The following is an 8,119-nucleotide window of genomic DNA, read 5'->3' as shown; positions in this document are numbered from 1 at the left end:
GCGGACACACAATGGTAATAGGGCGTATCGATTAAACTAATTTGGCTTTTTCGAGGTTGAGGCATAATCCATTTACCTGACAGAATGAAACACAAACCAAGTGTAGTTTAGCCCTGAAAATTGACCATTTTTATCATGGGTGTCATTGTATCGTCTCCTGAAAATTGACCATTTTTATCATGGGTGTCATTATATGACCATTTTTATCATGGGTGTCATTATATCGTCGGTGTCATTATATCGTCCCGTTCATGAACACGAGTAATGATCTCTTTTCCCTTATAAAGAACCTCTTTTAGCTTTGAAGTAATCAGTCCATCAAACCAACTTGTTTTAATCAGTCCACTGGTTTGTTGAGCAGCATTTCATAGTGCGGGCTGGCCACTTGCTTTAAGGGCGATCAAATCACCAATTTTCTTCATCCTGTTCTGCGTGGAAGGTAGTTTCTGAGATTTGCATGTGTATTTGTAGCGCTTGTAAGATTTTGAAAAAGGTCTGCAGCTGACAAAGATCTGGATGGTTCTCGAAGTTTGATATCGTAGCTTATTTGACCCCTGCTTTGGCCGCAATGTCTTGCTGGGTCCAATTGTTCTTGGTGCGGATTAGTAACAACTGATTGGCCAATTGTTTTGGACTGTAGATCATCTGAGTCTCCTCTATACCTTCAAGCGGATAAAAGACACTATATCCCCTTTGGAGGATGTGTCAGCAATATCCTCTACTGAGGATATTAATCTAATTATCCTCTTGAGCGGGTAGGTCTTCTGAAAGTCTACTCGCTACAGGGTCATTTTCTTACAAAGTCCGATATTTGTTACGCCGCAGCCTATTCATTTAGTCACTAAATACGCGTCTATACTGCTCCCGCAACTCCACCTTTCTGACTTTCCCTGTGCCTGTGACCGGCAGGGCTTCACAGATGAAAATGGCTTTGGGCACTTCGAACTGCCCTAGCTGGGCTTTGCAGTGCGCCTCGATTTGAGGAATGTCTGATTCGTTCAATGTTGCGCTGATAATACAGGCGCAAACGGCTTCGCCCCAGTGGGGATGGCTCACGCCGAAGGCGGCCGCGCGCTCGATGCCCTCTAGTAACTCCAAGGCTTGCTCTACCTTTTGTGATGAGACATTTTCACCACCCGATTTTATCGTGTCTTTGATCCGGTCAATAAACAGCAGTTGGCCTTGGTTATCGATTAAGCCGATATCTCCCGTGTGATGCCAGCCGAATTTACCCGCTTCCGCTGTGGCTTGCTCATTTTTATAGTAGCCACTCATAACTTGTGGCCCGCGCCATACGATCTCACCCGCTTCGCCGTTGGGGAGCTCGTTGCCTTGCTTATCAATAATCGCTTGCTCACCAGTACAAACGGGCTCCCCCCAATAATTACCTTCGCTGAATTCGGTTGGGGTTTTATCTCGATACATACAGGCAACAGGGGCGAACTCGGTTTGGCCGCTGCCCAAATGCATCACGCACCCAAAGGTTTTGCGTACTTTTTCTAGGCTTTTACTATTCATAGCAGCCATGGAATACACCCCTAATTTGAAGTGTTTAAAGTCGCGCTGTTCAACATTCGGCGTAGCGAGCAGTGCATGCCACATCATGGGCATGAACACGGCGGTTTCGATTTTTTCCTGCTCAAGGCTATCCACGATGACGTTAGGGTCAAATGCGGCGTGTAGCACAGTGCAGCCCCCGCGCATCATGACTGGGTGCAGCACAGATAATGCCGCACAGTGAAACAGCGGCAGCACCAACAACATGCGATTATATCTATTTAGCTCAAGCTCAATGGCACCGGTTAACGCCGCAATGGTCAGGGCCAAATGGGATGACTCAACCGCTTTAGGCCTTGACGTGGTACCCGAGGTGTAGATCATGTGGGCCGTGTCTCTGTCCTCAATAATGCGGTCATTAACCTCTTGCTCACTTTGATTATCGAGCAGCGCTTCTAAGCTGTAATCAGACTTGCCTTTGGTATTGCCCATTTGCACCGTCAGCTTGATGTGTGGATTACCTTGGGTGCTGGCGTGCACTAGCTCGGTAAACATCGCTTCGTAAATAACGGCTGAGGTTTCGCTGTGTTCAAGGTTGTAGCGCACATCGTCTACGCCTTGCATAAAATTAATCGGTACGGCAATGACACCGAGTTTGTAGCAGGCAAAATACACGGTAAGCATGTCGCGCTGATTGGTTGAGAATAACGCCAGTTTGTCCCCTTGTTTAACGCCCTTTGCGATTAAGCCGTGGGCCAACTGATTCACCCGTTTGTTTAATTCGTTATAGCTGGTTGCACGGCGCTCACCGGCTGGAAAATCTACAATGGCGGGCTGCTCGCCGCTGTCTCTGCTGCGCTTACGTAGCAGGTCACCTAGGGCAACGCGCTCTATCAGATTTCTATTCAATGCGTGGTTATTCATCTTCATATCCTCGTTGATATTGTGCTGGGCGTTAGCGCAAAACCTTGGGCGGCGCTGAGCGATGAAAGCCGTCCCATGTTGTGCTGTTAACGGGTGCTGTTTGACCAAGTGGCGCAAGTGCAGGGGCAGAGCCCATACTTGCAGCGCCGTCTACCCATATAGATTGGCCGCTGATAAAGTTGGCGCCTGGACTCATTAAAAAGCAAATCACCGAAGAGACTTCTGCTTCGCTAGCAATACGCCCCAGGGGTACTGCATGTTTTAGATTTTTTATCGCGGCTTGCATCTCTTGAGGGTAGGTATCAAGGCCAGAAGACGCCACCCAACCCGGCGCCACCGTATTCACTCGCACGCCATATCGGCCCCATTCCCACGCGGCCGTTTTGGTGAGGTTTTCGACCCCAGCCCGCGCTGCACCCGAGTGGCCCATACCCGGCATACCGTTTTTATTATCCGCGGTGATATTCACTATGCTGCCGCCATGGGCTTTGAAGTATTGTTTGAACAATTCTCTGGCCATTAAAAAGCCGCCCACAAGGTTGGTTTGCACCACGCTTTCAAAGCCTTTTTTACTGATGGACTCTAATGGCGCGCGAAATTGCCCACCTGCGATATTCAGTAAGCCATGTAAGTGTTCATGGGCTTGTAAAATGGCGCTTACGGTGGTGATGACCTGCTCTTCATCGCGGATATCTAAAGCAAAATAGTCTGCACTTCCGCCATCTTCGATGATCTCATTACTGGTGCGCTTCAATTTCTCTAGATTACGGCCAAGCAGAACAACGTTTGCCCCTAAACTTGCCAGTTCATGGGCGGCGCAGCGGCCTATGCCACTGCCGCCACCCGTGATGACATATGTTTGTTCAGCAAAACAGTTCGCCCTCAAGCACGATTGATAGCTCATGCTTTTTCTACCCAGCTTTTCGGCACCGTAATCGGCATCGATAACAACATTTGTGCTGCGGCCTTGCCTTGTGTGTCCGTTCTGAGTGACGCCGTACCACCACCGCCTAATGCTTGGGTCATCAAGAAGTTAAACCCATTTATGCCTGGTAGGTTATAGCGCAAAACGTGCCCTTCAAGTTGATGAGCAAAGTAGGTAGCGACGACCTGTTCAGTCACTTGTTGGTAAAGTACAGGTAAGTATTTAGCTTCTCGCGCAATAAGCCCAATATTGACGTTATCGCCTTTATCACCGCTGCGAGCATAAGCCAGTGTTACCAGCGGCACGCTAGTCAGCGACTCACTGCTTGAAGTATCAGAGCTTGTAACGCCAGCTTTAATCGCATCTGGCGAAAATTGCGCAGCCTCTGCAACAGGCGATGACTCTGGAGTCAGGTAGCATTGTGTGAAGTGCACGGTTTTGTTTAATTGCACCGTAACGGGTACGTCTGACTTATTAATCAACGCTGAGTGCACACGAATCAATGGTTGTGGTTTGGGCCGCCCTGCCCCAAAACCACTCATGCCCGGCGCTGCTGACGTGGCTAAATAGGCGATTTCACTGGCGGCAAAGTGCAATGCCATTTTGTTATCGTGATGCAAACCAAACTTGGCAATGACCTCCCGAGTATTTTGCGCTTTTGCGTGTGGTCCGTAGGTATCTTCAGCACCAATAATTTCGATACTGGTGCGCCGATAACCGCCCAGCCCTTTTGCAGCAAATGCTCGCTCTGTGCGTTTAACAAGGGCGTTTATGTTAACTCTGGCTTTATCCGCTGCCCGCTCGCCACCCATAAAGAAAGAGCTTATCAACTTGTAGCCATCGACGTAGGTGGCGCACACTTTATATTGATTCCCCGGCGCTCGCCCCTTCGCCCCTGAAACGCTGACCCGATCTTTGCCCGTTTGGGTCAGGGTGATATTGCTAAAATCACAGGCAACATCTGGCAATAAATAATTCGCTGGGTCGCCTATTTCATACAAAATCTGCTCGCCGATCGTGGCCTCAGTCACCATGCCACCTGTGTTTGGCACTATACCTACCTCGAACGCGCCGTTGGCACTCACTTGAGCAATAGGGTAGCTCATGGTGGAAAAGTCAGGCACCAAATGCCAATCAGTAAAATTACCGCCGGTGCACTGGGCACCACACTCTAAAATATGCCCGGCCAATGCACCTTGAGCCAGTTTTTCGTACTCGTTTTCTTGCCAGTTAAATTCGTGCATTAGTGGCCCTATCACTAAAGCGCTATCCACTACGCGCCCTGTTACCACCACATCTGCACCAGCCGCTAAGGCGTCAGCGATGGGGCGCGCACCTAAATAGGCGTTGATGCTACTCAAACGCTCGGGTAAAGGCTGCCCCGTTTGCATTTCTGCAAGGTCATCGCTATTTAGATTCTGGCGATTGGTGGATAAATCATCACCGTACACACCTGCAATATTCAAGCTGATATCAAGCTCACTGCATAGTGTCTGAAGTGCCGTGATGCAGCTTGGTACGTTCATACCGCCCGCATTTGCTATCACTTTTATGCCCTTTTGGGCGCAATCGGCCAATACATCTCGCATGGCCACAGTGACAAAATCTACGGCATAGCCATAATCACTGCTTTTGGCTTTGGCTTGAGACAAAATCGCCATAGTGACTTCGGCTAAATAATCAAACACCAAGTAGTCAATATTGCCATCGTCCACCAGCTGGCGAGCTGATAGTTGACTGTCGCCATAAAAGGCCGATGCACCGCCAATTCTTACTGTTTTGTTGCTCATAAACGTCCTTGGTTACGCATCGCTGTGCGTATCGTCGTTGCTACTGATAGTGACCAATAGCTCTTTGGATTTCACCTGCTGGCCTATTGCTGCGCGCACCTCAGTGACTAGCCCTGTGCTCAGCGCCTTTAACTGATGTTCCATTTTCATGGCCTCCATGACGACCATAAGTTGCCCGGCTTCAACGGCATCCCCCTCTTTTGCCAATACATCAACTATCACTCCGTCCATGACGGCATTGATTTCGCCACTCGCGTTTTGTTCACTCACACTTGCTGGCAGCTGGGTAATATCGTCTATTCGGTAATGGCCGCTGCCATCGTCTAAAAAGAGTGTTTTGTCTTGCAGCGCATAGCTAAAACCTTGGCGGATCCCCTCTTCAATCACTACGGCTTGATTAGCCCCATGACTTACTAGGGTGAGTTCGGTCTCTTGTGCTTCACTTTTAACTAAGTAACTATCCTCTTGTTTTTGTATTTGCACTGCGTGAGCCTGCTCATTGATTTTCAGGGTAAAGTGATACACCTGAGGCGCTGCACTGCTCCAAGAGGGCTGGCCAAATAAAGGGTGCTGAAAGTAAATCATGGCGGCTCTGGCAAGCGTGCCTATAGCGAGGGCTGTATTTTGGGTACTGGCATGCTCAGTAAAATGTTGTTCGATAAAGGCCGTTGTCGCTTCGGCGTTTATAAAAGCGGGGTGGCGCAGTACATTGAGTAAAAAGCGTTTGTTGGTGTTCACACCCACTAGTTGAATGTCTTCAATGGCACTGGCGAGTCGCCTTGCGGCGGTTGCTCGGTCTGGCCCAAAGGCGATGACTTTAGCCAACATGGGGTCGTAATGGGCACTGACGGTATCGCCGCAATGAATACCGTGATCAACGCGAATACCTTCACGTTCAGGGTATTGCCATACAAGAATATTGCCCGTTTGCGGCATAAAATTTTGGCGAGGATCTTCCGCGTACAACCGCACCTCAATGGCGTGTCCGTTGAGTGAAACGTCCTCTTGGGTCAGTGGTAGCATTTCACCCGCCGCTACCCGCAGTTGCCACTCAACTAAGTCCAGACCTGTGATAAGTTCAGTGACCGGATGCTCTACTTGTAAGCGGGTATTCATTTCTAAAAAGTAGAAATTTTTGTCACTATCAACCAAGAACTCAACCGTGCCTGCACCTCGATAACCGCACGCTTTGGCTGCACTCACAGCAGCTTGCCCCATACGTTCCCGCAGCCCTTCATCCACAAAGGGCGATGGTGCTTCTTCAACCACTTTTTGATGACGACGCTGTATCGAACAGTCACGCTCACCTAAATAAACGGTATTGCCCTGACTATCAGCAAATATTTGGATTTCGATATGACGAGGAGCCAAAACAGCGCGTTCAAGAATGAGTTCACCGCTACCGAACGCACTAAGTGCTTCAGAGCGTGCAGTTTTGATTTGCGCGGCCAGTTCACCTTGCTCAGTGACCAAACGCATACCGCGCCCACCGCCACCGGCTGAGGCTTTAACCATGATGGGAAAGCCCACATCTGCCGCCTTTTCAATCAGCACTTGGTCGCTTTGTTCTGCACCTTGATAACCGGGGATACACGGCACGCCTGCGTCTAACATGGCCACCTTAGACAAGCGCTTGCTGCCCATCAATTCAATGGCCGAGGCATCAGGGCCAATAAACTGAATCCCCGCTGCAGCACAAGCCCGCGCAAACGCTGGGTTTTCAGATAAAAAACCATAGCCAGGGTGAATAGCATCGGCTTGGGTTTTGTGCGCTGCAGCAATAATGTTGTCGATCATCAGGTACGACTCGGACACGCTGGCAGGGCCAACGCACACGGCTTGATCTGCGGCGAGTACATGGGCAGCGTTTTTGTCTGCCTCACTATACACAGCCACTGTGCGATACCCCATTTTTCGAGCCGTACGAATAACCCTAACGGCAATTTCGCCACGATTGGCAATCAGTATTTTGTGAAACAGATTTTGCTTTTTTAGCCCATGCGGTTGTATTGCACCAGCTTGTGTATCGCTATTTTGAATCTTCATCATTTGCTCACTACTCATGTATGCCTGCCTCTATTTACACCAGCCATTTACAACAGCTCTATTCACACCAGCTTGGTTTGCGTTTTTGCATAAAGGCTTGAGTGCCCTCTTTACCTTCGTCAGACGATAAGGCTTGGGTAAATACATCCGCGGCTTCATCCAACAGGGTTTCCAGCTCGACTGTTCCTACCTTCAGCATCAGTGCTTTGGTATTGGCATTGGCCTTTGGCGCACCGCGCTGTACTTGCTTGAGTACCTCATTGAGCTGGACTTGCAGTGCTTCTTGTGTCTCGCAAACAAAATGCACAATGCCCAAAGCTTGGCTCTGCACTGCACCAACACGTTCCCCGAGTAACGCTAGACGCCGTGCTTGGGTTAGGCCGATACGCGTCACAACAAAAGGGGCGATTTGTGCAGGTACTACACCAAGCCCAGTTTCAGGCATCGCAAACACCGCACTTTGATGGGCGATAGCAATGTCTGAAACGCACGCCAAACCAAAACCACCGCCCAATACCGCCCCCTCAAGTAAGGTAATAACCACTTGGGGCGCCTGATTCACTCGGGCGACCATGCGCCCGAAGCTGCGATTGAAATTCCAAATAGCTTGTTGCTTATCTTGTTCACTGCCCGCGTCGCTGTGCATATCTGAAATATCGCCGCCAGCGCAAAAGTTGCCTTCACTGCCACAAATGACCACTGCACGCACCGAGGTGTCATCCGCTATATCGCTAAATACCGCCATGACTTCTTTAACTAGGGCTAAATTCATCGCGTTTTTCTTGTGAGGGCGATTAAAGGTGATGGTCAACACCCCTTGAGTAAGGCTGACTAAAATTTCCCGATACTGCTGTTGGCTTACATTCGACATTTACTTATCTCTATTTGGTTATCTCTATTCCGTTAATCGTGACTAGCCCAAATAAGGGCAGTCCCC

Annotated in this window: 5 protein-coding genes and 1 pseudogene; all 6 read right to left on the bottom strand. The window is 49.4% G+C overall.

Features of this window, described 5'->3' with window-relative positions; all coding sequences use genetic code 11:
• Nucleotides 1-65 (bottom strand): annotated as a pseudogene (locus GMES_RS22415) (Type I secretion system protein TolC); the annotation flags it as partial.
• 769 nt (nucleotides 66-834) lie between these two features.
• Nucleotides 835-2,421, bottom strand: coding sequence for a class I adenylate-forming enzyme family protein (locus tag GMES_RS03635; protein WP_006991221.1), 1,587 nt, complete (start codon nucleotides 2,419-2,421; stop codon nucleotides 835-837).
• Between the two features lie 31 nt (nucleotides 2,422-2,452).
• Complete coding sequence (locus GMES_RS03630; protein WP_006991220.1) at nucleotides 2,453-3,325, bottom strand: SDR family oxidoreductase; 873 nt, start codon at nucleotides 3,323-3,325, stop codon at nucleotides 2,453-2,455.
• Nucleotides 3,322-5,136, bottom strand: coding sequence for an acyclic terpene utilization AtuA family protein (locus GMES_RS03625; protein WP_006991219.1), 1,815 nt, complete (start codon nucleotides 5,134-5,136; stop codon nucleotides 3,322-3,324). The genes GMES_RS03630 and GMES_RS03625 overlap by 4 nt, the downstream gene beginning before the upstream one ends.
• Nucleotides 5,137-5,148: 12 nt before the next feature.
• Entirely contained in the window at nucleotides 5,149-7,200 is a 2,052-nt protein-coding gene (locus tag GMES_RS03620) for an acetyl-CoA carboxylase biotin carboxylase subunit (protein WP_006991218.1), read from the bottom strand.
• Nucleotides 7,201-7,240: 40 nt separating this feature from the next.
• Nucleotides 7,241-8,053 carry an enoyl-CoA hydratase/isomerase family protein gene (locus GMES_RS03615; RefSeq protein WP_006991217.1) on the bottom strand — a complete coding sequence of 271 codons (813 nt, stop codon included), beginning with the start codon at nucleotides 8,051-8,053 and terminating at the stop codon, nucleotides 7,241-7,243.
• Nucleotides 8,054-8,119 lie beyond the last annotated feature (66 nt).

The sequence above is a fragment of the Paraglaciecola mesophila KMM 241 genome (assembly GCF_000315015.1).
GTDB lineage: Bacteria > Pseudomonadota > Gammaproteobacteria > Enterobacterales > Alteromonadaceae > Paraglaciecola > Paraglaciecola mesophila.
This window is presented reverse-complemented; position numbering and strand designations above follow the sequence as displayed.